The organism is Qipengyuania mesophila (genome assembly GCF_019711655.1).
Lineage (GTDB): Bacteria > Pseudomonadota > Alphaproteobacteria > Sphingomonadales > Sphingomonadaceae > Qipengyuania > Qipengyuania mesophila.
The window spans coordinates 1,315,708-1,341,388 of the sequence record NZ_JAIGNU010000001.1 but is presented as its reverse complement, the minus strand read 5'-3'; the positions used below and the strand labels follow the sequence as shown (position 1 = coordinate 1,341,388).

Below are 25,681 nucleotides of genomic sequence, written 5' to 3'. Positions count from 1 at the left end.
GACTTGATCCGGGGCAGGTGCGCTTCTTCCATCGCCGCGCTTCCGGCCAACGATGCGCTCGAAAGAAGCACTGCCCCGGCTCGGCGGCCGGGGCGACGAATTTGCGAAGGGGCTGCTACTTGGCCCCTGCCAGCTCCCTGAGACCCTTCTCCGGATCGTTCACGACCTCGGGCTCGAGGTCGAAGATCATTACCTGCCGCTCCGCGAGCGTATAGGCGGGCCAGTCCGGGATCAGCGGGCTTGCGGGCGTGCCGGTCTTCGCGAAGGCGATCCACGCGTCGCTCATCATCGCCTCCAGCTTCTCGGGCGCCTCGCCTTCACCCACCAGCGCGCGCGATGTGTCGACATTGGCGAAGACGAAAGGCATTTCCAGCGTGTGCGGCGTCCTCAGCACGCCGCCCGCCACCGGCGTCTCCCAGTCGAGCCGATAGACATAGACGGGCGCCCCGCCCGCGCGGGCGATCTGGTCGGCGATGATGTAGCTGCCCTGTGCGAACCGCCAGCTCATCGCCGAGGTGGCGATATAGGTCGGGCTCTCGTTCGGGCGTTCCTTCTTGAGGTAATCGATGGTCGCCTTCGCCTCCGGACCCATCATCGTGGCCATTCCGTCGAGCATCGCCGCATCGAGCCGGCCGAACCACGGCTGCGAGGCAACGAACAGCGTCATCTCGTCCTTGTTGTAGCCGATCATCACCGGGACGTCCTTCGATTGCGCCGGCGCGGCGGGCAGGAAGGGGTCGGACTCGAGCACCACCCCGTCGACGATCGGGCCGAAGTTCGGTCCGCCGAAGCTCATGCCGCGCTCGGGCAGCACCGCGCGCGCCGCCTCCAGCAGCGTGTCGGCGGGAACGGCTTGCAGTTCCTCCGCCGTCGTCACGCCCAGCTTCGCCATCAAATCGTTGGCGAGCTTGGCGGCGTCCGCCTTCTTGCCGCTGGTGACGCCGGGGCCCGATTCGATGATCGCCTTGGTGAAGAGGCCGTCCGCGGCGGGCGTCGCGAGCATGTGGCTGACCTTGGAGCCACCGCCCGATTCGCCGAAGATGGTGACGTTCGCCGGATCGCCCCCGAACGCGACGATATTGTCGCGGACCCATTCGAGTGCGGCGACGAGGTCGAGCTGGCCGGCATTGCCGCTCTCGGCGAAATCCGCGCCGAGTTTGTCACCCAGATAGGTGTAACCGAAAGCATTGAGGCGGTGGTTGACCGTCACCACCACGACATTGCCCTTTGCGGCGAGGTTGCGGCCGGCATAAACCGGCCAGCCGCCCGAGCCATAGGCGTAGCCGCCGCCGTGAAACCAGACCATGACCGGGCGCTTCTGCGCGTCCGCGGCGGGCGTCCAGACATTGAGGAAGAGGCAATCTTCATTGTCGATCTTGGCCTCGCCATAGGTCGGGAAAATCGTCTGGATGGTGCGCGTGAGATCGGTCTCGTTGGGTCCGCTCGGCGTGTACATCTGCATGCACGGCGCGCCCATGCTGGTCGCGTCCCATGTGCCGGTCCAGCTGGCGACGGGCCGTGGCGGCTTGAAGCGCAGCGGTCCGACGGGCGGAGCCGCATAGCGGAGGCCGAGAAAGGCATCGACGCCGTCCTGCTCGAGCCCCTGGACCTTGCCTTGCTGCGTCTCGACGATGGGCGTGGCAACCGGCGCCTGGGCTTGCGCCCCGACCGAAGCGCACAGCGCCGCAGCAAGAATTCCGATGGTGGGTTTGGTGTGCATGGCTTCTCTCCCCAAGCTCTGCAGCCATTTTTCTATAATGCGGTATGCCCGATGGCAATGGTCTGCCCTGCCTTGCCGAATTGATGCGTGGCTTTCGCCGCCCGAAACGCTAGAGGACCGCGCATGACGACCCCCACCTCCAACCGACGTACCTTCGCCATCATTTCGCACCCCGACGCGGGCAAGACCACGCTGACCGAGAAGCTGCTGCTGACCGGCGGCGCGATCCATCTTGCAGGCGAGGTCAAGGCGCGCGGCCAGGCACGGCGCGCGCGCTCGGACTGGATGAAGATCGAGCAGCAGCGCGGCATCTCGGTCACCTCGAGCGTGATGACCTTCGAACGCGACGGGATCACCTTCAACCTGCTCGACACGCCGGGGCACGAGGACTTCTCCGAAGACACCTATCGCACGCTGACCGCGGTCGACAGCGCCATCATGGTGATCGACGCGGCCAAGGGCATCGAGCCGCAGACGCGCAAGCTGTTCGAGGTCTGCCGGTTGCGCAGCGTGCCGATCATTACCTTCGTCAACAAGGTCGACCGCGAAGGCCGCCCGGTGTTCGAACTGCTCGACGAGATCGCGGACATGCTCGCGCTCGACGTTAGCCCGCAGGCCTATCCGGTCGGCATGGGCGGCGAGTTCGAAGGCGTGCTCGATTTCGCCTCGGGCTGCGTCGCGCGGCCCGAGGGCCCGTCGAAGGAATTCAAGGGCAAGCGCGACTGCGACCCGGCGATCCCCGAGCGCTTCGCCGAAGAAATCGAACTGGCACAGATCGGCTATCCCGAGTTCGATCTCGAGGCCTATCGCAATGGCGATCTCACCCCGGTCTATTTCGGCTCGGCGCTCAAGAATTTCGGCGTCACCGAGCTGATCGAGGCGATTGCCGAGCATGCCCCGCCGCCGCGGCCGCAGCCCGCGGGCGAGGAGCAGATCGAACCGACGCGCGACGAGGTCACCGGCTTCATCTTCAAGGTCCAGGCCAATATGGACCCCAACCACCGCGACCGCATCGCCTTCATGCGGCAGGTCTCGGGCACCTTCAAACGCGGGATGAAGCTGACTCCCTCGGGCCTCGGCAAGCCGATCGCCATCCACTCGCCGATCCTGTTCTTCGCGCAGGATCGCGAGGTCGCCGACACCGCCGAGCCCGGCGACATCATCGGTATCCCCAACCATGGCACGCTGCGCGTCGGCGACACGCTGTCCGAAAAGAACGCGATCCGCTTCACCGGGCTGCCCAACTTCGCTCCCGAAATCCTGCGCCGCGTCGCGCTGGTCGATCCGACCAAGACCAAGCAATTGCGCAAGGCGCTCGACGACCTCTCGGAAGAGGGCGTGATCCAGGTCTTCTATCCCGAGATCGGCGGGCAGTGGATCGTCGGCGTGGTCGGCCAGCTCCAGCTTGATGTGCTGATCAGCCGCCTCTCGGCCGAATACAAGGTCGAGGCGCGGCTCGAAGCCTCGCCCTTCGCCACCGCGCGCTGGATCAGGGGCGAGGACAAGGCGATGGGCGAGTTCGAGAAGTTCAACCTCTCGAATCTCGCCAAGGATCGCGACGGCGATCTCGTCTTCATGGCCAAGAGCCCGTGGGACGTGAGCTACCAGCAGGAAAAGAATCCCGACCTCACCTTCTCCGCCACCAAGGAGCGGTAGGCTTGCGGGGGGCGCGGCAAGGCGGCATGGAAACGCCATGACGCTGAACGCCGGACCGACCTCGCAGACTTTCATCTCGCAGCGGCTGCGGCTGCACTATCTCGACTGGGGCAATCGCGGGAAGCCGCCGCTGGTGCTCGTCCATGGCGGGCGCGACCATGCCCGCAGCTGGGACTGGGTCGCCGAGCGGCTGCGCGACGACTGGCATGTGGTGGCGATGGACCACCGCGGACACGGCGATTCCGACTGGGTCAGCGACGGCAATTACTCGAGCAGCGACATGGTCTACGACCTCGCGCAGCTGGTCCACCAATTGGGCGTCGGGCCGGTGACCATCGTCAGCCATTCGATGGGCGGCAATGTCTCGCTGCGCTATGCCGGGACCTTCCCCGACATGGTCACGAAGATCGTCGCGATCGAGGGACTGGGCCCGAGCCCCAGGCGGCAAGCCGAGATGCGCAGCCGGCCCTATCCCGAGCGCCTCAACGAATGGATCGGCAAGAAGCGCGCCGCTTCGGGCCGGAGCCCGCGCAAATACGAGAGCATCGAGGCCGCCTTCGCGCGGATGATCGAAGAGAACAGTTACCTCACCGAGGAGCAGGCGCGGCATCTGACCATCCACGGCGTCAACCGCAACGAGGACGGGACCTACAGCTGGAAATTCGACCCGCACCTTAACGTCTGGCCGGTCGAGGATGTCGCCGACGAATTCCTCCACCAGACCTGGGCTGCGATCACGGCCCCGACCCTGCTGCTCTATGGCGCCGACAGCTGGGCCTCGAACCCCGAGGGCGACGGGCGGCTCGATCATTTCGCCAATGCCGAAGTGATCGAGTTCGAAAACGCCGGGCACTGGCTGCATCACGACCAGTTCGAGCGCTTCATGGCGACACTGAAGGATTTTCTCTGATGGCGGATTTCTTCGAGCGGCTGGACGACAAGCACATCGCCATGATCGGCAAGCAGCCGGTCTTCTTTGTTGCCACCGCCGCCGAAGATGCCCGCATCAACCTCTCGCCCAAGGGCTACGACGCCTTCCGCGTGATCGCGCCGGACCGGGTCGCCTACCTCGACCTTGGCGGCTCGGGCAACGAAACGCATGCGCACCTCGCCGCCGACGGGCGCATCACCATCATGTTCTGCAATTTCGACCGGCCCGCGCTGATCCTGCGCATCTACGGCACGGGCCGTGCGGTGCTGCCGCAGGACGAGGACTGGGATGGTCTCGCGGCGCACTTCGAGATGCTGCCCGGCACGCGGCAGATCTTCGACATCGCGGTCGCGAGCGTGCAGACGAGTTGCGGCTGGGGCGTGCCGTTCATGGACTATCGGGACGAGCGGCCGACGCTGAAGAAGGCGCATGCGCAGTCCGATGCCGATGAGTGGGTGGCCAAGATGCAGACCCGCACGCGGAGCATCGACGGGCTCCCGACGCGCCCCACCGACCGCTATTTCGAAGGCGAATAGCGCCCGCGTGCAGCTCACCTTCGCCAGCTACAACATCCACAAGGGCGTGGGTCTTGATCGCAAGCGCGATCCCGAGCGCATCCTGACGGTGCTCCACGAGATCGATGCCGACATCATTGCTTTGCAGGAGGCCGACCGCCGCATCGGCGAGCGCGCGAGCGTGCTGCCGCGCGCCGAGATCGACGACACCCATTGGCGCGTGGTCGAGGTCGCCCGGCGCCCGCGCAGCATCGGCTGGCACGGCAACGCGCTGCTCGTGCGGCGTGGCATCGAGATCGTCGCGGGCACATCGCTCGATCTTCCCACGCTCGAACCGCGCGGGGCGGCCTGCGGCGAGCTTCTGGTCGAGGGACACCGATTGCGCGTGATCGGCACGCATCTCGACCTCTCGGGCCTGCGCCGCCGCGACCAGATCCGCTCGCTGCTCGCCTTCGTGCGCGACTGTGCAGGCGACCTGCCCACCGTGATCATGGGCGATTTCAACCAGTGGGGCCGGCAGAGCGGGGCGATGCGCGAGTTTCCCCCCGGCTGGCGCATCATCACCCCCGGACGCAGCTACCCCAGCCGCCAGCCGGTCGCGACGCTCGACCGCATCGTCACGAGCCCCCACTGGCAGTGTGTCTCGCACGAGGTGCATCATACCGGCCTTTCGGCCGTGGCCTCAGACCATTTGCCCGTCGTGGCAACGCTGGAATTGCCCAAATAATAGGCGACAGCCTAATAAATACGCAGATACCTCCGCTTCCTTCGCTAGAAACGCACCCGAATTCCCCTGAATCCCCGTTTGGCACGCACATTGCTGCAGGTGCGAAAGCCGGTGCTGGGACCGGTGGACCATATGAGGGGGTGAGCGCGTGAAATTCATCATCGCCGTCATCAAGCCATTCAAGCTCGACGAGGTGCGTGAAGCGCTCGGCGGCATCGGTGTGGCCGGGATGACCGTTACCGAAGTCAAGGGATTCGGACGCCAGAAGGGCCAGACCGAGATTTACCGCGGCGCCGAATATTCGACCAACATGCTGCCCAAGGTGAAGCTGGAGATCGCCGCGAGCGACGACCTCGCCCCGCAGGTGGTCGAGACGATCCAGCAGACGGCCAGCACCGAGGCGATCGGCGACGGCAAGATCTTCGTATTCGACCTCGCCAGCGCCACGCGCATTCGCACCGGCGAAACCGGCGACACCGCGCTCTGACGGACAGGATGGGACCCATGATGCTTCGAAACATTCACCGCAGTGCCGCCGCCGCCGGCCTCGCGCTGCTCACGCCCGCCGCGGCCTTCGCACAGGAAGCGGCCGAGGCCGCTCCCGCCGTGGCCAATCCCGGCAACAACGCCTGGATGATGACGGCCACCATCCTCGTGCTGCTGATGATCCTGCCCGGCCTCGCGCTGTTCTACGGCGGTCTCACCCGCTCGAAGAACATGCTCTCGACCATGACGCAGGTGGGCGGCGCCGCATGCCTTGCCATGCTGATCTGGGTGATGTGGGGCTATTCGACCGCCTTCGGACCCGAGGGCAACGCCTTCTTCAGCTGGGGCAACCTGTTCCTTTCGCAGGTGACGACCGACAGCACTGCCGCGACCTTCAGCGACGAGGTCATCAGCGAGTATGTTTTCGTCAGCTTCCAGATGACCTTCGCCGCGATCACCGCCGCGCTGGTGCTCGGCGCGACGGTGGAGCGGCTCAAGTTCTCCGCCGCGATGCTGTTCACCGCGATCTGGCTGACGATCGTCTATTTCCCCATCGCACACATGGTGTGGGCGGGCGGCGGTCTGCTGTTTGAAATGGGCGCGCTCGACTTCGCCGGGGGTACGGTGGTGCACATCAATGCCGGTGTCTCGGCGCTGGTGCTCGCGCTCTTCCTCGGCAAGCGCCAAGGCTATCCGGGCGAGCCGATGCCGCCGCACAGCCTGACGCTGACTCTGGTCGGCGCGGGCCTGCTGTGGGTCGGCTGGTTCGGCTTCAACGCCGGTTCCGAGCTCGAAGCCGACGGCACCGCCGGCCTGGCGATGATCAACACCTTCGTCGCAACCGCCGCCGGTGCGCTGGCGTGGATGCTGATGGAACGCTTCGCCGGTCACAAGGGCTCGGCGCTGGGCTTCGCCTCGGGCGTGATCGCCGGTCTCGTCGCCGTGACGCCGGCTGCCGGCAACAGCGGCCCGTTCGGCGCCATCGTCCTCGGCATCATGGCTTCGGTGATCGCCTATTTCGCGGTCGCCAAGCTCAAGCCGAAGCTCGGCTATGACGATGCGCTCGACGTTTTCGGTATCCACGGCATCGCCGGGATCGTCGGGGCGATCGGCACGGGCATCGTCTATTCGCCCGCTCTGGGCGGTCCGGGCGATGCCGCCGAATACGCCATGGGCGCCCAGGTCACGACGCAGGTCATCGCGGTCGTCGTCGCGATCGCCTGGGCCGCGGTCGGCACGCTCATCGCGACCTTTGCGACCAAGCTCGTCACCGGGCTGCGCGTCACCCCCGAGATCGAGAGCGACGGCCTCGACATCGGCGAACATGGGGAGCGCGCCTACAACTGATCACAAGCTCGGCGGGGGCGCCTTTCTCTCCTCTCTCCTCGGGTGCCCCCGCCCAACCGTGTTCCTCCTGCGAACACCGACTGCCAGGGTCGGAGCCAAGGCTCCGGCCCTTTTTTGCGCACGAACGGGTGTGACTCTTTTGTTACGTAACGAACCGTTAAACAGAGCGCCCCTCGCGTTAGGATTGTTTCGCAGATGGAATTGATTCACTCCCAGTCTTACCAGACGGCAATTTCGCGAGGAGAGAGAGGATGCCATCACCCACCCATCGCCGGGCTTCGTTCACCGCACTGTTGCTGGCAGGCAGCGGCCTTGCCACCATGGCAAGCCCCGCGCTCGCGCAAGAGGCGGAACAGGCTGAAGGCGGCACCAACGTCATCATCGTCACCGCAACCAAGCGCGATTCGACCATCCAGGACGTGCCGTTCTCGATCAATGCGCAGACGCAGGAAGACATCCAGAAATCGGGCGCGGCCAATCTCGAGGACATTTCCCGTAACGTCGCGGGCCTCTCGGTCCAGAACTTGGGGCCGGGCCAGAGCCAAGTCTCGGTGCGCGGCGTCTCCGCCGGCCAGGTCGTGCGCGACCAGCCCGGCGTGAAGGAGCAGGTTGGTGTCTATCTCGACGAAAGCGTCATCTCGCTGTCGCTGTTCACGCCCGATCTCGACCTGTTCGACCTCAATCGCGTCGAAACGCTGCGCGGGCCGCAGGGCACGCTGTTCGGTTCGGGTAGCGTCGGCGGGACGATCCGCTACATCACCAACCAGCCCCAGATCGGCGTCAGCGAAGGGCTTGTCGAAGGTAACGTCAACCTCGTCGACGGCGACGATATCGGCTGGCACCTGAAGGGCGCGGTCAATGTGCCAATGGGGCAGAACGCGGCGATGCGCGCGGTCGCCTATTACACCAAATATGCGGGCTTCATCAACGCGATCGGCCCGGCCGGCGGCGAGGACGTGAACGATGGCGAACGCCTCGGCGGCCGCATCGCGTTTACGCTCGACACGGGTGAGGGCTTCTCGATCACGCCGCGCGTGGTCTACCAGAAGGTCGAGGCCAACGGTTTCAACCGGCAGGAGATCTACAATCTCTACGCCAACCCCTACACGACCACGCGCCCGCCGGTGGAGATGGGCGAGCGCGAGCAGTATCTGAAGCTGCGCGAAGCTTTCGAGGATGAGACGCTGATCGCCGACCTGGTGGTCGAGGCGGAACTCGGCGCGGTCACCATGACCTCGGTCAGTTCCTACACCAACCGCGACATCCTCGTCAGCCGCGATGCCAGCGCCCTGACCGGCTCGGTCTCGGTCGATCTCGGCTATCCCAACTCCGGCGTGCTGCTGCCCTCGAACCTGCGCGACACGACCGATGTCGAAGGGATCACGCAGGAACTGCGGTTCGCTTCGAACGGTTCGGGTCCGTTCCAGTGGGTGCTCGGCGGCTTCTATGCCTCGACCGACCGCTTCTATCGCCAGCGCCTGCCCACTCCGGGCTACGCTGCGGTCACCGATGCGACCCTGGGCGCGGGAACCTCCGCCGCAGTGGCGAACGGCTTCCCCAATCTCGATTCACCCTACAACGCCGACCTGCCCTATCAGCTCGAGCAGATCGCGGTCTTCGGCGAGGGGACCTATGCGGTCTCCGATGCCTTCGATATCACCGTGGGCGCGCGCTATTACGACTTCGAGGAAAGCCGCAAGTTCATCTCGGGCGGGCTCTTCGCCAATGGCGACAATGTGTCCGACACCACCAAGTCGGACGGCTTCAGCCCCCGCATCCTGCTCAGCTACGACGTCAGCGACGTGCTGACGGTCAATGCGCAGGCCTCGAAGGGCTTCCGCCTCGGCGGGGTCAACGATCCGCTCAACATCACGCTCTGTTCGCCGGCCGATGCGGCGCTGTTCGGATCGTTCCAAAGCTATGACGACGAAACGCTGTGGAACTACGAGCTCGGAGCCAAGGCCACGGGCCGCGGTTTCTACGCCAATGTCGCTGGCTTCTACAACGACATCAAGAACCTGCAGACGACGCTCGACGCGGGCAGCTGCTCGTCGCGCATCGTCTTCAACGTTCCGGATGCGCATTCGATGGGTTTCGAGGCGGAAGTGGGCTTCTCGCCGACCGACGGGCTCGACCTCGTCTTTTCGGGCAGCCTGATCGAGGCGGAGTTCGATTCGACCCTGCCGGGCGCGCTGGCGACGGCCACCGGGATTCGCGAAGGCAACCGCCTCGCCTCGGTGCCCAAGTTCCAGTTCTCGGCCTCGGGCAGCTACGAATTCCCGGTCTCAGATGGTGCAGACGCCTATATCTCCGCCTCGTGGAGCCACGTCGGCAACCGCTACACGCAGCCGGGCGACCAGGAGAACAATCCGCGCACCTTCGTGCACGGGCTGCCGTTCGGGGGGGCGCCGGCGGGGGCCTCGACCACGGTCGACCTGCTGCTGCCGTCCTACGATCTGGTCAATCTCAACTTCGGGATCGATTTCGACAGCGGGCTGTCCTTCGTGCTCTACGTCAACAACCTGTTCGACGAGAACGCGCTGCTCAGCTTCGACCGCGAACGCGGGGGACGTGCGCGCCTCGGTTATCAGGTCGGCACGCCGCAGACATTCGGCCTGACGGCGCGCCAGTCGTTCTGACGAAAAGCGAGAGCGCAAGAGTGCGGGCCGGGGGCGACCTCCGGCCCGCACTTTCTCAGTCGTGCAGGAAGAACAGCCCGACAAGCGCGATGCTCATCATCCACAGGGCGATCACGAACAACAGGCCGACGGGCGAGGTCGGGCGCTGCGCGATCCGCGCCGCGACCTCGCGGAACTCGGCCATCAGCTCGCGAGGGATGAGGCGCACGGCGAGCCAGATGCCGAGCGGCACCAGGATCAGGTCGTCGAGCAGGCCGATCACCGGGATGAAGTCCGGGATCAGGTCGATGGGCGAGAGCGCATAAGCCGCGGTCGCACCGGCCACGAGCTTGGCGACGAGCGGCGTGCGTCTGTCCCTGGCAGCGACGTAGAGCGCCATCACCTCATCCTTCAGCACCGCAGCCCAGCGCTTGAGCCTAGCCAGCAAGCGCCGACCTGACGAAGTCGGCGCACCGCTCGCCGATCATGATGCTTGGCGCGTTGGTGTTGCCGCTGACGAGGCGCGGCATGATGCTGGCATCGGCAATGTACAGCCCCTCGATCCCGCGCGCTTTCAGCGTCGGATCGACCACCGCCTCCTCATCAGCCCCCATCCGGCACGTGCCGACCGGGTGATAGACGGTATCGGCACGATTGCGGATCAGCTCGTCGAGCTGCGGGTCGTCGTCCAAGTCGATCGGATAGCGATCCTGTGGCTCGTATTTCGCCAGACTCGGCGAGGAAGCGATACGGTGCGAGAGACGCACGCCTTCGCGCAGCGTCGCTATATCGCGCTCGTCGTCGAGGAAATTGGGATCGATCCGCGGTGCCATCCGCGAGTCTCTGCCATTGAGCCTTACCGTCCCCCGGCTCTCCGGGCGCAGCACGCAGGCATGGAGCGAGAAGCCGTGCCCTTTCACCCGTGTCCGGCCGTGGTCTTCGAGCATGGCGGGGACGAAATGCCACTGGATATCGGGCGCCGGGGCATCGGGCATGACCGTCCAGAACCCGCCTGCCTCCGCATAGGGCGTGGTCATGGCCCCCGTCCGCTTGCGGCGATGCTCGATGATCGCCTTGGCCATCCGCACGGTTCCGGCAATGCTGTCGCCGATGAAGTCCTTGCTCTGCGTTTCCCAGCTCGAAACGTAATCGATGTGGTCCTGCAGGTCGGCGCCCACCGCGGGCTTGTCGACCACGACCTCGATTCCGTGATCCTTGAGGTGCGCGGCCGGGCCGATCCCCGAGAGCATCAGGATCTGCGGTGAATTGAAGGCGCCTGCCGACAGCACGACCGCGCCGCGCGCCTTGACCGTGCGCTCCTTGTTGCCGACCGAATAGGTCACCCCGGTCACGCGCCCATCGGCGATCTCGAACCGCTGGACGCTTACCCCGATGCGCACGTCGAGATTCTTCGAGCCGCGGCGGGGTTCGACATAGGCGCGCGCCGCGGACCAGCGCTCACCGTTCCTCTGCGTCACCTGGTAGAGGCCGAAACCATCCTGCCTGGCGCCGTTGAAATCGGCATTGCGCGGCAGTTGCAGCTGGGCGGCGGCCTCGACGAAGGCGAGGCTGCCGGGATTGGGCCATTTCTGATCGCTGACCCACAACGGACCCGAGGCGCTGTGATAGTCGTCGGCGCCACGCACATTGTGTTCGGCGCGCTTGAAATAGGGGAGGACGTCCTCGTAACCCCAGCCGGTGCAGCCGAGTGCTGCCCAGTTGTCGTAATCCCAGGCGTTGCCGCGGATATAGACCATCGCGTTGATCGCCGAGGATCCGCCAAGCCCGCGCCCGCGCGGCTGGTAGCCGATGCGTCCGTTCAGGCCTTTTTGCGGCACCGTCTCGAATCGGTAGTTCGAGGCATCGCGCAGGAACGGCATGAAGCCCGGCGTCTTGACCAGGATGGTGTCGTTGCGCGGTCCCGCCTCGAGCAGGCAGACGCGCTTGCCGGCATCGGCCAGCCGTCCGGATACGGCGCTGCCCGCGCTGCCGCCACCGACCACGATGACATCGAATTCGTCCATGGATACTCCTCTCGATTCGAGAGGTTAGGCAGCCTCGGCCTCGCCCGCAATCGAGTTTTCCGATGCAACGGGCTTATCCGCGCTGCCGGTCCGTTCGAGCCAGCGCGCACGGATCTGATCGGAGGTCTCGCGGCTACCGTCATGCGTCCAGCCCGGCTCGCGCAGAAGGTAGGACAGTTTGTGCTTCCACGGCGCCCGCCACATGTCCTGTGCGATGCCGATCCATTCGTGGAACACCGCCCACAGCAGGTTGAAGCTGCCGAGTTGCTTGACGATGCCGTAGCGGATTTTCTCGTTTGCCACTTCGGGTTCGAAGGTCCCGAACATCTTGTCCCAGACGATGAAGACGCCGGCATAGTTGCGGTCGAGATAGCGCGGGTTGGTCGCATGGTGGACGCGGTGGTGGCTCGGCGTGTTCATCACCGCCTCGAACCAGCGCGGCATGCGGTCGATCGCCTCGGTGTGGATCCAGAATTGGTAGATCAGATTGAAGCCGCCGCAGATCGCGATCATGGCAGGATGGAAGCCGAGCAGCACCAGCGGCAGCGCGAAGGCGAAGCCCAGTGTCAGGAATCCGGTCCAGGTCTGCCGCAGCGCGGTCGAGAGATTGTAGTGCTGGCTCGAATGGTGGTTCACATGGCTCGCCCAGAACCAGCGCACACGGTGGCCGGTGCGGTGAACCCAGTAGTATTTTAGATCGTCGAGCACGAAGCAGGCGATCCATGCCCACCACGCCCAGCCGATGTCGAACAGGCGGAATTCCCACAGCCACAGGTAGAGCGCGAAGAACAACCCGCCGAAAAGCAGGCCGGCCACGGTGCTCCCGAGCCCGAACGCGAGGCTGGTGAGCGTGTCCCTGGGCTCATAGGCGTCGGGCCGCGTGCGCCAGGCCCAGATCATCTCGATCAGAACCAGCGCGACGAAACCGGGGACGGCATATTCGGTAGGCGAGAAATCGGGCATTGCGGTCAGATCCTTACCGCTTCTATCGCGCTGGCCCAAGCCGAAGCATCCTCGAGCACCAGCCGCGCCTTGCCATAGCGGCGTTCACCCGGATCGATCTCGAGCTCATCGCCCTCGAGCCGTGCGCGTGCTTCGCGGGGGAGGAGGCGCCCGGCGAAATGCACGCCGTGTGGTCGCAGCAGGAGAATGCGGCCCGCAGCATCGCGCATCAGCGCACCGCGACCGCTGCGATCGAGCCCGATCGCGACGGGTTCGAACCCGCTGATGGCCTCGTCGGCGGCCCGACGGGCGGCGTCCTCGTCCGCGAGCCGCGGCTCGGGCCCGAGCTTCAGCCACCAGGCCACGCCCGCCAGTGCCAGGATCGCGACGAGCGAGCCGAGGAACTGGATGAGGGCGGGCGGCAGGTCCATGACGCAAGCGTTGGCACGCGCCGCGCTTTCCGGCAAGCAGGGTCTAACAGGGAGATGACCATGAAAGCTTTCGCCGTTCTCGCCGTCGGGGCCGCGCTCGTCGCCGCGCCGGCCTTTGCCCAGGCCACCGATCCGGTCGCCCAGGTCGAGGCCGAGCAGGAGCGCACTGCGCGCGTTGCCAAGCAGATCTGGGACTATGCCGAGCTCGGCTATCTCGAAACGCGCTCGAGCGGGCTGCTGGTCGATGAATTGCAGAAGGAAGGCTTCGCAATCCGCCCGGGCGTCGCCGGGATTCCCACCGCATTCGTCGCCGAGTGGGGAACCGAGGGGCCGGTGATCGGCCTGCTCGCCGAATTCGACGCGCTGCCCGGGATCACTCAGTCGACCTCGCCAATACGCGACCCGCTGGCGGACAAGCATGCGGGCCATGCCTGCGGGCATAATCTCTTCGGCGCCGGCTCGCTGACCGCGGCGATTGCCATCAAGAACTGGCTCGAGGCGACCGGTACGCCGGGCCGCGTACGGCTCTACGGCACGCCCGCCGAAGAAGGCGGTTCGGGCAAGGTCTACATGGCGCGCGCCGGCCTGTTCGACGATGCCGATTTCGTGATCGACTGGCACCCGTCCGACGACAATTCGGCGGCCTCGCGCATGAGCCTTGCCAATCGCTCGGGCAAGTTCCGTTTCCACGGCGTCTCGGCGCATGCCGCAGGCGCCCCCGAACGCGGACGCTCGGCGCTCGACGGAGTCGAGGCGATGAACATGATGGTCAACATGATGCGCGAGCACACCACGATGGACACGCGGATCCATTACGTCATTACCGAAGGCGGCAAGGCGCCCAACGTCGTGCCCGATTTCGCCGAGGTCTTCTATTACGTGCGCCATTCGGATGCGGACGAGGTGCGCGCCTTGTGGACCCGGCTCGAGGCGGCGGCGAAGGGCGCGGCCATGGGAACGGGGACGCAAGTCGACTGGGAGATCATCCACGGCAACAATCCGACGCTGCCGCTCGAATCGCTCCAACTGATGATGACCGAGAAGCTCCGCGCGCTCGACCCGATCGAGTACACGCCCCAGGAACTGGAGTGGGCGGCGACTATCCGCGAGAGCCTCGGCGAGGATGCGCCCGAACTCTCGACAGCGCAGATGGTCGAGGATTATGCCGTCATCACCGGCTATGGCTCGACCGACGTGGGCGACGTCAGCCGCGCGGTGCCCACGGTCAGCGTGCGCACCGCAACTTGGGTCCCCGGCACCGCAGCGCATAGCTGGCAGGCGGTAGCGGCGAGCGGCACCAGCTACGGCGCCAAGGGCACCCAGCACGCCGCCAAGGCGATGGTGCTGGCGGCGGTCGAGCTCTACACCAACCCGCAGCTGCGCGAGACGGCGAAGGCCGAATTCATCGCCGCACGGGGCGAGGACTATGTCTACGAATCGCTACTCGGCGACCGCAAGCCGCCGCTCGACTATCGTCAGTAGTCAGCCGCGCGCGCGGGCCGCGAGCATATCCATCGCCGGACGCACCGGGGCGACATCGTAGCCGACTTCGGCCGCGGCTTCGGCGATCTCCTCCGGGTCTTCGCCCGAACGCGCCTGGGCGAGCGACCATAATAGCGTCGAGCGGGTTCCCGAGCGGCAGAAGCCGAGCACCGGCCCCGCTGCGCCCGCCAGCGCCTGCTGCAGCTGTTCGACCTGCGGTTCGCTGAAGCCCGCGCTGCCAACGGGAATGGCGAGATAGTCCATCCCCGCGGCGCGCGCCGCCGCCTCGATTTCCGCGCCGGGTGGTTGGTCGGGTGCCTCGCCGTCGGGGCGGTTGTTGACCACCAGCGTGATGCCCATCGCCGCCGCTTCGGAAATCTCGCCGGGCGTTACTTGAGGGCTGGCGTAGAAGGTGTCGGAGAGCTTGCGGAACTGGCTCACGATGCGTCTCCCTTGCCCGCTGCGAGCTTGCTTGCCCGGCGTTTGCGCTGAATGATGTTGAGGATCTCGACGCCGACCGAAAAGCCCATTGCGGCGTAGATATAGCCCTTGGGCACGTGGAAGCCGAAACCGTCGGCGATCAGCACGAGGCCGATCATCACCAAGAAGGCGAGGGCCAGCATCACCAGCGTCGGGTTCTTCTCGATGAACCTTGCCAGCGGGTCGGCGGCGACCATCATAATGGCTACCGTAATCACGACTGCCAGGACCATGATGGGAATGTCGTCGGTCATGCCCACGGCGGTGAGGATCGAATCGACCGAGAAGACGATGTCGATCGCGACGATCTGCGCAATCACCGCGCCGAACGTCGCCTTGGCAGCATCGGCCACGCCCGGCGTCTTGTCGAGCAAATCGCCCGAATCGTCTTCCGGCTCCATCGAATGGTGGATCTCCTTGGTCGCCTTCCACAACAGGAACAGTCCCCCGAGGAGCAGGATCAGGTCGCGGCCCGAAAATGCCGTCTCGAAACTCGGTTCGCCATACTGGTTGGGCGCTCCGACCAGGCCGAGATCGAAGATTGGCGTCTGTAGCGTGACCAGCCATCCGATCAGCATCAGCAGGCCGATGCGCATGATCAGTGCGAGCGCCAGGCCGATTCGCCGGGCGCGCTGCTGCTGATCCTCGGGAAGCTTGTTCGAGAGAATCGCGATGAAGATGAGATTGTCGACGCCGAGTACGACCTCGAGCGCAATCAATGTGAGCAGCGCGAGCCAGGTGGCGGGCTCGGCGAACAGGGAGAGGAATTCCATGGGAAACTCTGTGCCCAAGCCCCGCGCTGCGTTCAAGCCGTCATTTGGTGCTCATTCGCCATGCGAAAATGTCACATTTCTGCGGTTTGCTGGCTCCTGCCGCTAAATTGTTCGCGCATGGCCATCTTTCGCGCTATGACGAATAAGCAAGGGTGGGTTTCGTGCTCGCCCGCGACGGGGGGAATGCAGCCTTCCTTTCCGCCGACATCCGACTTGCAGGCTGCACGACAAGGTATTGTTCGACTTATGGGTTACGACAGAGGGCGCCGCCGCGGACGGGATAAGCGCGACGGTTTCGGCGAGGAAGGTTTCGACAATTTCGGCGGACCCCCGTCCGATTTCGCTCCGCACGAAGCGTTCCAGGGCGATCGTTTCGGCGGCGGTGACCGTGGCGGCGATCGCGGCGGTTTCGGCGGCGGCAATCGCGGCGGCGGCTTCGGTGGCGGCCCGCGTGGCGGCGGCGGTGGCGGTGGCGGCGGTTTCAACCGTATGCCTGCGCAGGTCGTCGGCACCGGCAAGGGCACGGTGAAATTCTTCAACGGCCAAAAGGGCTTCGGCTTCATCCAGCAGGAAACCGGCGGTGAGGACGTGTTCGTCCACATCAGTGCGGTCGAACGCGCCGGCCTCGAAGGCCTGGCGGAAGGGCAGGAGCTCGAATTCAACCTCGTCGATCGCGGCGGCAAGGTTTCGGCACAGGACCTGCAGGTCGTCGGCGATGTCATCCCCGTGCAATCGCGCGGCGGTGACCGTGGCGAACGCAGTGCAGCAGCCGGCGCTCCGCGCCGCGAGCTGACCGGCGAAAAGGCCACCGGCACGGTCAAGTTCTTCAACTCGATGAAGGGCTTCGGCTTCCTGACCCGCGACGATGGCCAGCCGGACGCCTTCGTCCACATCAGTGCCGTCGAACGCTCGGGTCTCGCCGGGATCAACGAAGGCGAACGCTACGAATTCGACCTCGAGGTCGATCGACGCGGCAAATATTCGGCGGTCAACCTCGTCCCCGTCGAGGGCTGAGGCGGGCGCCCCGCGCGATCCGGTTTGACCCGGCGCGCGAGACGCAATAGATCGCTGGCAAACACGCAGATGGCGGTTCCTTCGCGGGACCGCCATTTGTCTTTCAACCGAGAACGCACCCGCACAAGAGGTGCTGCTGGAGGACCCATGTCGATTTCGCCGCTGATGCCCGTCTATCCGCGCTGCGGGGTGCGCCCGGTCAAGGGCGAACACTGCCATCTGATCGACGAGGACGGCACGCGCTATCTCGATTTCGCCAGCGGGATCGCGGTGAACCTGCTCGGCCACAGCCACGCCGGGCTGATCGGCGCGATCCAGCGCCAGGCCGAGACGCTGATGCATGTCTCCAACCTCTACGGCAGCCCGCAGGGCGAAGAGCTGGCGCAGATGCTGGTCGACAAGACCTTTGCTGACACCGTCTTCTTCACCAATTCGGGCGCGGAGGCGGTCGAATGCGCGATCAAGACTGCACGCGCCTATCACCAGCACGAAGGTGGTGATCCGAACCGGACCGAGCTGATCACCTTCACCAACGCTTTCCACGGCCGCACGATGGCGACCATCAGCGCCTCGAACCAGGAGAAGATGCACAAGGGCTTCATGCCGCTGCTCGCCGGGTTCCAATATGCCGAATTCGACAATCTCGAGCACGCCAAGTCGCTGATGAGCGACAAGACCGCGGGTTTCCTGGTCGAGCCGATCCAGGGCGAGGGCGGCATCCGCCCCGGCAGCGAAGAGTTCATCCGCGGGCTGCGCCAACTGGCCGACGAGAACGACCTCATGCTGGTCTTCGACGAGGTCCAGTGCGGCGTCGCGCGCACCGGCAAGCTCTACGCCTATGAACATTACGGCATCGAGCCCGACATCATGGCCACCGCCAAGGGGATTGGTGGCGGTTTCCCGCTGGGTGCCTGCCTCGCGACCGAGAAGGCCGCACGCGGTATGGGCTTCGGCACGCACGGCTCGACCTACGGCGGCAACCCGCTCGCCATGGCAGCGGGCAAGGCGGTGATGGAAGCGGTCGCCAATGACGAATTCCTCGCCGAGGTCACCGAGAAAGGCGAACGCCTGCGCACCCGGCTCGAACAGTTCATCGGCAATTATCCCGAACTGTTCGAACTGGTCCGCGGCAAGGGCCTTATGCTCGGCCTCAAGATGAAGGTCGAAAGCCGACCCTTCTTCGTCCACCTGCGCGACAACCACCAGCTGCTGACCGTGGCTGCGGGCGACAACACGCTGCGCGTGCTCCCGCCGCTGGTGGCGGGCGATGCCGAATTCGACGAATTCTTCGACAAGCTTTCGGCGGGTGCCGCGAGCTACGATCCGGCCGGCTGAACAGGGCAGGTAGCATGCGGCATTTCCTCGACCTTTCGGATGCAGGTGGGGACGCGATCGCCGCCATGATCAACGACGCGCAGGACCGCAAGGCGGCGCGCGGCAGCTGGCCCAAGGGCAGGCCCGATGCCGATGCGCCGCTGGCGGACCATGTGCTCGGCATGATCTTCGAGAAGAATTCGACCCGCACGCGGGTCAGCTTCGACATGGGTATGCGCCAGCTCGGTGGATCGGCGCTGATCCTCGATTCGGGTACCAGCCAGCTCGGGCGCGGCGAGAGCATTGCCGATACCGCGCGCGTGCTCAGCCGCATGGTCGATGCGATCATGATCCGGACCGACGACCATGCCAAGGCCGAGGAACTGGCGCATTATGCCCACGTCCCGGTCATCAACGGGCTGACCGACCGCTCGCACCCGTGCCAGATCGTCGCCGACCTGCTGACCATGGTCGAGCACGGCAAGGCGCTGCCCGGGCTCGAACTCGCCTGGCTCGGCGATGGCAACAATGTGCTGCATTCGATCCTCGAAGCCGCCGGGCTAATGAAGTTCAACGTCCGCGTCGGCGCGCCGCAGGGCTACGAACCCGATGCCGAATTCGTCGAGATGGCGCGCGCGGGCGGTGCCACGGTGACGCTGACGCATGATGCGCGGGAGGCCGCCGCCGGGGCCGACATCGTCGTCACTGATACCTGGGTCTCAATGGGGCAGGAGCATGTCCACAACAAGCTCGCCGCGATGGCCCCGTTCCAGGTCACGGAGGGGCTCATGCAAAGCGCGAAAGCGGACGCCAAATTCCTCCACTGCCTGCCCGCGCATGTCGGCGAGGAAGTGACCGAGGAAGTCTTCGAGAGCGAGCGCTCGGTGGTGTTCGACGAGGCCGAGAACCGCATCCACGCGCAGAAGTCGGTGCTGCTGTGGTGTTTCGGTAAAATCTGACAGCGGGCGGCGCGCCCTACACAACCGGCCGAACGCGCCCCATATGGCGGCGATGGACGCTACCCCCGATACTGCGCCGGAAACCTATGCCGGACGACTGCTCGCTTTCACCATCCCCTCGCGCGATGCCCGCGGCCGACTCGTGCGGCTCGACAGCACGCTCGACGAGATCCTCGCCGCGCACGACTATCCTCCCCCGATAACCCACCTTCTGGCAGAGGCGCTGGTGCTGGCTGTGCTGATGGGCGGGCTGGTCAAGGATGACGGCTCGCAGGTCACCATGCAGGCGCAGACCGAAGCCGGTGCGGTGCGCCTGCTGGTGTGTGACTACAAGGGCGGCGAGCTCCGCGGCTACGTCGATTTCGACGCAGCGCGGCTGGCCGAACTGGGCGCCAATCCCTCGCTCTTCGCGCTGTTCGGCAAGGGCTACCTCGCGATCACCTTCGACCTCGCCGGCGGCAAGGGTCGCTATCAGGGCATCGTTCCGCTCGAGGGTGCCAGCCTGGCCGAGGCCTGCGAGCGCTATTTCTACCAGTCCGAGCAGGTGCCGACGCTGATCCGCTGCGCGGTGCGGTCGGACAGTGACGGCGTGCGCGCGGCGGGCCTGCTGGTCCAGCATCTCGCCGAGGGCGAGGAGGGGCGCGAAAGGCTTCATACCAAGCTCGACCATCCCGAATGGGAACATGTCGCCATCCTCGCCGGATCGCTGCGTCACGAGGAACTGCTCGACCCCGCGCTGTCGCTCGAGGCGATTGCCTGGCGGCTGTTCCACGAAGAGGAGGAGGTGCGCGTCGAGCGCGGCGCGGCCATCGCGCGCGGCTGTCGCTGCTCGGTCGAACATTATCGCGAAGTGCTCGAACGTTTTCCCGAAGAGGATCGCGAGGACATGCGCAATGAAGACGGGATCGTCCTGGTCGATTGCGCATTCTGCTCGAAGCAGTTCGGCATCGAAGTGTGAACGGCGTGTCGTTGTTGTACAACGGTTCATCGCGATTGTGCTGTAGTAACAGCGAATCGCGGGCGCGTCTGGTTTCACGGACGAAAGGTCAATTTCGCTATGGCTCGTAAACGGGCACTCTTCATTGCGGCGCTGGGCGCGTCGCTCGCGGCCTTCGCCGCGCCCGTCGTCGCGCAGGCATCGCTGGCCATGCTCGACAGTCTCGATAGCGGGGGCTGGGAAGTCCGGTTCCGCGACGGCAGCCCGGCGCGCAAGATCTGCGTCCGCACCGGCCGCGAGCTGATCCAGCTGCGGCACCCCGAAGGCGACTGCAACCGCTTCGTGATCGAGGATGAGGCGGGTACGGTCACCGTCCAGTACACCTGCCGCGGCAACGGCTATGGCCGGACGCATATCCGCAAGGAATCGTCCAGCCTCGTCCAGCTCGACAGCCAGGGCATCGCCGGTGGCAAGCCGTTCCAGTTCACGGCGGAAGCGCGGCGCACCGGCACCTGCGGCTGAGCGCCCGGCTTGCAGCAGGCCGCATTCGCGCATAGCGGGGCGGCATGACCACACTCGATCAACCCGGCCCCGCCGTCGTCCTCCTCTCGGGCGGGCTCGATTCCATGGTCACCGCGGCGATCGCGCGCGAGCGCGGACATGCGCTGCACGTGCTGACGATCGATTATGGCCAGCGGCACGTGCGAGAACTGCAGTCGGCGCGCGCGATCGCGGACAAGCTCGGCGTCGAACGCCATGTCGAACTCCCGCTCGATCTGCGGCAATTCGGCGGCTCGGCGCTGACGGCGGACATCGCCGTTCCCAAGGACGGGGTCGGCAACGACATCCCCGTCACCTATGTGCCGGCGCGCAACCTCGTGTTCCTGGCGCTGACTACCGCTTTCGCCGAGACCGCCGCCTCGCGCGACATCTTCATCGGGGTCAACGCGCTCGACTATTCGGGCTATCCCGACTGCCGTCCCGAGTTCATCGCCAGCTTCGCCGAGACCGCGCGGCTCGGCACGAAGCAGGGCGTCGAAGGTGCACCCTTCATCATCCATGCCCCGCTGCAGCACATGTCCAAGGCGGACATCGCGCGCGAATGCCACCGGCTCGGCCTCGATCCGGCGTGGAGCTGGTCCTGCTACGATCCGACCCCCGAGGGCCTGGCCTGCGGCGCCTGCGATTCCTGTCGCTTGCGGCGAAAAGGCTTTGCCGAAGCGGGGCTTGTCGATACCACACCCTATTCCAAGGACGCCCCAGAACTGACGGAGTAGGGTTTTGACCGAAGCGAAGGATGTCGCCACGCCTGCCGAGACTGCAACCGGTGGGGGGGCGGACAAGGTCCCAGCTTACAGCTGGTATGCGCTCGGCGTCCTGGTCCTGATCTACGTCCTCAATTTCATCGACCGGCAGATCCTCTCGATCCTCGCCAACGACATCAAGGCCGACCTTGGCGTCGAGGACGATTATCTCGGCTTTCTCTACGGCACCGCCTTCGCGGTCTTCTATGCGCTGTTCGGCATTCCGCTGGGCAAGCTGGCCGACAGCTGGAAACGTGTCCGCTTGATGAGCCTCGGCCTCGCGCTGTGGTCGACGATGACCGCGCTGTCCGGCTTTGCCAAGAATGCCGGGACACTGACTGCGGCACGCGTGGGCGTCGGCGTGGGCGAGGCGACCGCCAGCCCATCCGCCTACTCGCTCATTTCCGACTGGTTTCCCGCGCGGCTGCGCGCGACCGCCTTGGCGATCTATTCGAGTGGCCTGTACATCGGTGGCGGCATCTCGCTGCTGATCGGCGGGCTCGTCGTCGAGAACTGGAACAAGGCCTATCCTGATGGCGGTCCGCTTGGCCTGGTTGGCTGGCAGGCCGCTTTCCTGTCCGTCGGCCTTCCCGGCCTGCTGCTGGCGCTGTGGGTTTTGACCCTGCGCGAACCGGTGCGCGGGGCGATCGACGGACTTCCCACGCCTGAGAACCCCAAGCCCTTCCGGGGGTTCTTGCAGGAGCTCTTCCAGGTCATTCCGCCCTTTACGCTGCTCGGAGCATTCCAGCGCGGACCGGGAGCATTCACGGTCAATCTCGCTGGCCTGGCGGGATTTTCCGCGCTGGCGATTTTCCTCACATCGATCACGCCGGGGGCATCGGCGTACCTGTCCGAAGCCATCGGCCTCTCGGCAGCAGGGCTGCCAATCAGCGATCAGTGGTTGTTTCTCGGTGTCGGTTACTACGCAGTCTTCAGCTGGGCGACGGCGTTGCACACTCGCGACTTGCCGACCTTCCGCCTCACATGGGGGTCGCCTGCATTCCTCAGCGTCGTGCTCGGATACGGAACCGTCGCTTTCATGGCCTATGCGGCCTCGTACTGGGGTGCACCTTATGCAGAGCGCGTTCTCGGAGCGGACAAGACCGACCTCGGCTGGTTCCTCGGCGCGCCATCGGCACTGGCAGGATTCCTCGGCGTCATCGTCGGGGGACGGATGGCCGATCTCCTGCTCGAGAGATTCGAGAACGGTCGCGTCATGGTCGTGCTGTTCGGCTTGGTCGCTTCGCTGCCGCCGATCGTGGTGGCCTATACGACCGACAGCCTTCTGGTCTTCTACATCGCGAGCTTTCTTGCGCAGATGACCTCTGCATCCGCTCTGGGCGCGGCAGCTGCCACCAGCCAGGCTCTGGTCCTGCCGCGGATGCGCGGCATGGCGACCGCGATCTTCTTCCTGTCGACGACGCTCATCGGGCTCGGAATCGGACCATTCCTGGCGGGCTATGTCTCGTCGGTCAGCGCAGGCGGTTTGAGCACCGGTATGCTGACTACGCTGATTGCGGCTCCGTTCGGTCTGGCACTGCTGCTGGTAGCCCTGAAGCTCGTGCCGGCAGCCAGCGCCTCTGTGGTCGAGCGCGCGCGCGCCGCGGGCGAGGCGGTCTAGGCCGGCCTCAGCACCCCGCAGGCGATCCGCGCGCCGGCATTGCCGGCCGGATCGGAGCGATAGTCGTCGGGATCGGCGTGGATCACCACTGCGGTGCCGTCGGCGTCGAAAATGTCCTCGAGCACGGCGCGCGCATCCCCTTCGAGCGCCACTTCTGTGCTGCCGGTGCGATTGGCGCCAACTGCGAGATTGGGCATGTCGCCGAGGTGCTTGCCGCCAGAGGATAGCGACCCATGCGTTGCCTGGCCCGGATTGAGGTGGCCGCCGGCACTTTTGAAATCGGGGGCTTCGCACTGGCCGATCGCATGGAGGTGGAAGCCGTGTTCGCCGGCGGGCAGGCCAACCGCCGCCACCGCGACGCTGACCGTGGTGCCGTTGCTGAGCAGCTGGACGGTGCCGGCGGGCAGGCCGTTGGCGAAGGTGAGGCGCGCTTCGCCCACCCGGTCGGTGGGCAGCGCATCGACTGTCGTGCAACCGGCAAGGGCGAGCGACGCGGCAATCGAGGGCAGCAAGAGGCGGGTAGTCATGGCGATCCTTTCGATCTGAAAAGCGGTTCCTGCCAAGCCAACGAAAAAGGGGCCGGATCGCTCCGGCCCCTTCTCTTGTCTTGGCGTGTCGCCTTCGCTTACATGCCCGAACCCGGACCGTAAGTGATTTCGACGCGACGGTTCTGCAGTTCGCGGACGCCGTCGGCGGTCGGAACGCGCGGCTGCGATTCACCGAAGGCTTCGCTGGTGATCCGGCCATCCGGAATACCGCGCGAGGTCAGGTAACCGCGGACCGCGGTGTTGCGGCGCTCGGCGAGACCCATGTTGTAGGTCGCCGAACCCGAACGGTCGGTGTGACCGGCCAGCATGACCGCGGCGGTGCCGCAGTTGGCGTAGGCCGAAACCGCGTTGTCGAGGATCGTCGCCGCTTCCGGAGTGATGTCCGACTTGTCCCAGTTGAAGAAGACGATGTACGGACCCGTCTCGCAGACCGGCGCCGGCGGCGGCGGGGGCGGAGGCGGCGGGGGAGGCGGCGGCGGGGGCGGCGGCGGCGGCGGAGGCGGCGGCGGCGGAGCCCCGAAGTTGTACTCGAGCGTACCCATCAGCGAGTGGCTGGTGAAGGTATCCTGCAGCGTGTTGCCGCCGAGATCCACCAGTTCCACATCCTGGGCGTTGTAGTAGCGATAGCGCAGGCCGACATCGACATTGTCGGTCAGCGGAGCGCGAACGCCGGCGAGGATCTGCCAGGCCATACCGCTGTCCGAATCGTCGATCGACGACGCGGAGGTGGGGTCGAAGGTGACTTCGTAGCTGGTGCGGGCAACACCGACACCGCCGCCGACGAAGCCCTGAAGGCCGTCATCGGGACCGAAGTCGAGCAGGCCGTTCAGCATGAACGAGAGCGAGTTCGCGCCGCTGCCATCCAGGTTGTAGAAGCCGGGCTGAGCCGTGAAGCCGTTGGCGAGGAGGATGCCAGGCGCACCGACCTGGATGCCATCCAGGTTCGCATCGCGATAGCTGACTTCAGCTTCCAGGCGGAAGCCGCCGAAGTCGTAACCGACGTAGCCACCGCCATCGTAGCCAGTTGCGTGGCTGATTTCGTGCTCGTCGCTGGTGCTGTTGATCGTGAAATCGCCGTCTTCGACGAGCATCGCGCCGAATTCACCGCCGATATACCAGCTGTCATCCTTTGCCAGGGCTGGCGACGCAAGGGCCGTAGAGGCCATCGCCATTCCTATGACGAATTTCCGCATTATAGTTTCCCCTTTTTGCGAATTGGAGCCACCGAGTGGAACATATCTATCTTTCAACCCCCAAGGTGGCAAGCAAACAATCGGCGGGAACTGTTGCATTAATGCCGCTTTTCCCGCGCGCTTAGAAGGGGTTCCGGGAAAAGGTTCCCCTTCCGTGTGAGCCGAACGGCGCTGCGGGCATGCGGTTCCCGTCAGGACGGCGGAATGAGTCCGAGTGTTGCAAGCATGTCGCTAATTGCGGAGATCGCCGCCCGGGCCTCGACGTCGACGACCGTTCCGTCGGCGGGGGTGGCGGGTCGCGAAACCCGCTGCCAGCCGCCGCTGAAGACGATCCGCGCGCTGGTCGACCTGTCGAACAGCAGCATGCCTTCGCACGGCGCGCAATAGGTCCACTGGCTTCCATCCCAGCTCGCCAATTCGTTGTCGCGCCCGGCCCAGGCGCCGCTCGCTTGTGCGGCCACCAGCCAGCATTCGCCGGGGGAGGGGGAACCCGGCGGCTCGGTCGCTTCGCCTTCGATCGCCGGATGGAGCAGGACGTCGATCCGGGCGAAGGCTTCGTTGACGAAGAACTCCTTCTGCGCCTGTCCGGCCACGAGCAGGGGCAGTGCGTGGCGGGCGGATCGGGGGTCGAAGGCAATGGGCTCGGTCATGGCGAACTC

General features: G+C 65.6%; 25 protein-coding genes. 15 read left to right on the top strand and 10 right to left on the bottom strand.

Translation table 11 applies throughout. The features are described from left to right. Positions 1-115: 115 nt before the first annotated feature. Positions 116-1,720: a carboxylesterase/lipase family protein gene (locus tag K3181_RS06670; protein ID WP_221602038.1), complete on the bottom strand. Its 1,605-nt coding sequence runs from the start codon at positions 1,718-1,720 to the stop codon at positions 116-118. A gap of 123 nt (positions 1,721-1,843) precedes the next feature. Between K3181_RS06670 and K3181_RS06665 the strand changes: the two genes are divergently transcribed. The 7 genes from K3181_RS06665 (at position 1,844) to K3181_RS06635 (ending at position 10,021) form a co-directional block, all read left to right on the top strand. Further along, entirely contained in the window at positions 1,844-3,376 is a 1,533-nt protein-coding gene (locus K3181_RS06665; RefSeq protein ID WP_221602036.1) for a peptide chain release factor 3, read from the top strand. 37 nt (positions 3,377-3,413) lie between these two features. Beyond that, complete coding sequence (locus tag K3181_RS06660) at positions 3,414-4,286, top strand: alpha/beta fold hydrolase (RefSeq protein ID WP_221602025.1); 873 nt, start codon at positions 3,414-3,416, stop codon at positions 4,284-4,286. Beyond that, entirely contained in the window at positions 4,286-4,843 is a 558-nt protein-coding gene (locus tag K3181_RS06655; RefSeq protein ID WP_221602024.1) for a pyridoxamine 5'-phosphate oxidase family protein, read from the top strand. Before K3181_RS06660 ends, K3181_RS06655 begins: the two co-directional genes overlap by 1 nt. Before the next feature lie 7 nt (positions 4,844-4,850). Next, entirely contained in the window at positions 4,851-5,549 is a 699-nt protein-coding gene (locus tag K3181_RS06650; RefSeq protein ID WP_221602022.1) for an endonuclease/exonuclease/phosphatase family protein, read from the top strand. Positions 5,550-5,697: 148 nt separating this feature from the next. After that, entirely contained in the window at positions 5,698-6,036 is a 339-nt protein-coding gene (locus K3181_RS06645) for a P-II family nitrogen regulator (RefSeq protein ID WP_219954901.1), read from the top strand. A 17-nt stretch (positions 6,037-6,053) separates the two neighbouring features. Next, positions 6,054-7,382: an ammonium transporter gene (locus K3181_RS06640; RefSeq protein WP_425594536.1), complete on the top strand. Its 1,329-nt coding sequence runs from the start codon at positions 6,054-6,056 to the stop codon at positions 7,380-7,382. Between the two features lie 251 nt (positions 7,383-7,633). Next, positions 7,634-10,021 (top strand): TonB-dependent receptor, encoded by a 2,388-nt coding sequence (locus K3181_RS06635; RefSeq protein WP_221602020.1) that lies wholly within the window; start codon positions 7,634-7,636, stop codon positions 10,019-10,021. A 55-nt stretch (positions 10,022-10,076) separates the two neighbouring features. On the opposite strand, the gene K3181_RS06630 is transcribed toward K3181_RS06635, so the two are convergent. The 4 genes from K3181_RS06630 to K3181_RS06615 are packed head-to-tail and all read right to left on the bottom strand — an operon-like array spanning position 10,077 to position 13,397. Beyond that, positions 10,077-10,448 carry a YkvA family protein gene (locus K3181_RS06630; protein WP_247714885.1) on the bottom strand — a complete coding sequence of 124 codons (372 nt, stop codon included), beginning with the start codon at positions 10,446-10,448 and terminating at the stop codon, positions 10,077-10,079. Next, positions 10,438-12,024 (bottom strand): GMC family oxidoreductase, encoded by a 1,587-nt coding sequence (locus tag K3181_RS06625; protein WP_221602018.1) that lies wholly within the window; start codon positions 12,022-12,024, stop codon positions 10,438-10,440. Before K3181_RS06625 ends, K3181_RS06630 begins: the two co-directional genes overlap by 11 nt. Positions 12,025-12,048: 24 nt before the next feature. Next, a complete protein-coding gene (locus K3181_RS06620; protein ID WP_221602016.1) occupies positions 12,049-12,987 on the bottom strand; it encodes a sterol desaturase family protein in 939 nt (312 codons plus the stop codon). Between the two features lie 5 nt (positions 12,988-12,992). Then, positions 12,993-13,397: a hypothetical protein gene (locus K3181_RS06615; RefSeq protein ID WP_247714884.1), complete on the bottom strand. Its 405-nt coding sequence runs from the start codon at positions 13,395-13,397 to the stop codon at positions 12,993-12,995. Between the two features lie 60 nt (positions 13,398-13,457). Between K3181_RS06615 and K3181_RS06610 the strand changes: the two genes are divergently transcribed. After that, complete coding sequence (locus K3181_RS06610) at positions 13,458-14,879, top strand: amidohydrolase (RefSeq protein WP_221602014.1); 1,422 nt, start codon at positions 13,458-13,460, stop codon at positions 14,877-14,879. Here the strand turns inward: K3181_RS06610 and K3181_RS06605 are convergent, their stop codons facing one another. Together K3181_RS06605 and K3181_RS06600 are read right to left on the bottom strand one after the other, a co-directional pair. Then, positions 14,880-15,320: a protein tyrosine phosphatase family protein gene (locus K3181_RS06605; RefSeq protein ID WP_221602012.1), complete on the bottom strand. Its 441-nt coding sequence runs from the start codon at positions 15,318-15,320 to the stop codon at positions 14,880-14,882. After that, positions 15,317-16,132, bottom strand: a complete 816-nt coding sequence (locus tag K3181_RS06600; RefSeq protein WP_221602010.1) for a TerC family protein — start codon at positions 16,130-16,132, stop codon at positions 15,317-15,319. The genes K3181_RS06605 and K3181_RS06600 overlap by 4 nt, the downstream gene beginning before the upstream one ends. 246 nt (positions 16,133-16,378) lie before the next feature. On the opposite strand from K3181_RS06600, the gene K3181_RS15705 reads away from it, so the two are divergent. The 7 genes from K3181_RS15705 (at position 16,379) to K3181_RS06565 (ending at position 23,281) form a co-directional block, all read left to right on the top strand. After that, positions 16,379-17,146, top strand: a complete 768-nt coding sequence (locus K3181_RS15705; RefSeq protein ID WP_221602007.1) for a cold-shock protein — start codon at positions 16,379-16,381, stop codon at positions 17,144-17,146. Positions 17,147-17,293: 147 nt separating this feature from the next. Further along, positions 17,294-18,481: an aspartate aminotransferase family protein gene (locus K3181_RS06590; protein WP_221602005.1), complete on the top strand. Its 1,188-nt coding sequence runs from the start codon at positions 17,294-17,296 to the stop codon at positions 18,479-18,481. A gap of 14 nt (positions 18,482-18,495) precedes the next feature. Next, the gene (gene argF / locus K3181_RS06585) at positions 18,496-19,419 is read left to right on the top strand and encodes an ornithine carbamoyltransferase (RefSeq protein ID WP_221602003.1); all 924 of its coding nucleotides are present in this window, start codon (positions 18,496-18,498) and stop codon (positions 19,417-19,419) included. A gap of 52 nt (positions 19,420-19,471) precedes the next feature. Beyond that, a complete protein-coding gene (gene hslO, locus K3181_RS06580; protein ID WP_221602001.1) occupies positions 19,472-20,377 on the top strand; it encodes an Hsp33 family molecular chaperone HslO in 906 nt (301 codons plus the stop codon). Positions 20,378-20,476: 99 nt separating this feature from the next. Then, positions 20,477-20,878 carry a DUF3617 domain-containing protein gene (locus K3181_RS06575; protein WP_221601999.1) on the top strand — a complete coding sequence of 134 codons (402 nt, stop codon included), beginning with the start codon at positions 20,477-20,479 and terminating at the stop codon, positions 20,876-20,878. 44 nt (positions 20,879-20,922) lie between these two features. Next, the gene (queC, locus tag K3181_RS06570) at positions 20,923-21,633 is read left to right on the top strand and encodes a 7-cyano-7-deazaguanine synthase QueC (protein ID WP_221601998.1); all 711 of its coding nucleotides are present in this window, start codon (positions 20,923-20,925) and stop codon (positions 21,631-21,633) included. Between the two features lie 4 nt (positions 21,634-21,637). After that, a complete protein-coding gene (locus tag K3181_RS06565; RefSeq protein WP_221601995.1) occupies positions 21,638-23,281 on the top strand; it encodes an MFS transporter in 1,644 nt (547 codons plus the stop codon). Here K3181_RS06565 and K3181_RS06560 read toward each other — a convergent pair. From K3181_RS06560 to K3181_RS06550, 3 genes are all read right to left on the bottom strand, one after another. Beyond that, positions 23,278-23,808: a superoxide dismutase family protein gene (locus K3181_RS06560; protein ID WP_221601993.1), complete on the bottom strand. Its 531-nt coding sequence runs from the start codon at positions 23,806-23,808 to the stop codon at positions 23,278-23,280. The genes K3181_RS06565 and K3181_RS06560 overlap by 4 nt on opposite strands. Positions 23,809-23,906: 98 nt before the next feature. Further along, a complete protein-coding gene (locus K3181_RS06555) occupies positions 23,907-25,022 on the bottom strand; it encodes an OmpA family protein (protein WP_221601991.1) in 1,116 nt (371 codons plus the stop codon). 191 nt (positions 25,023-25,213) lie between these two features. Further along, entirely contained in the window at positions 25,214-25,672 is a 459-nt protein-coding gene (locus K3181_RS06550; protein WP_221601989.1) for a DUF2793 domain-containing protein, read from the bottom strand. Between the last annotated feature and the right edge of the window lie 9 nt (positions 25,673-25,681).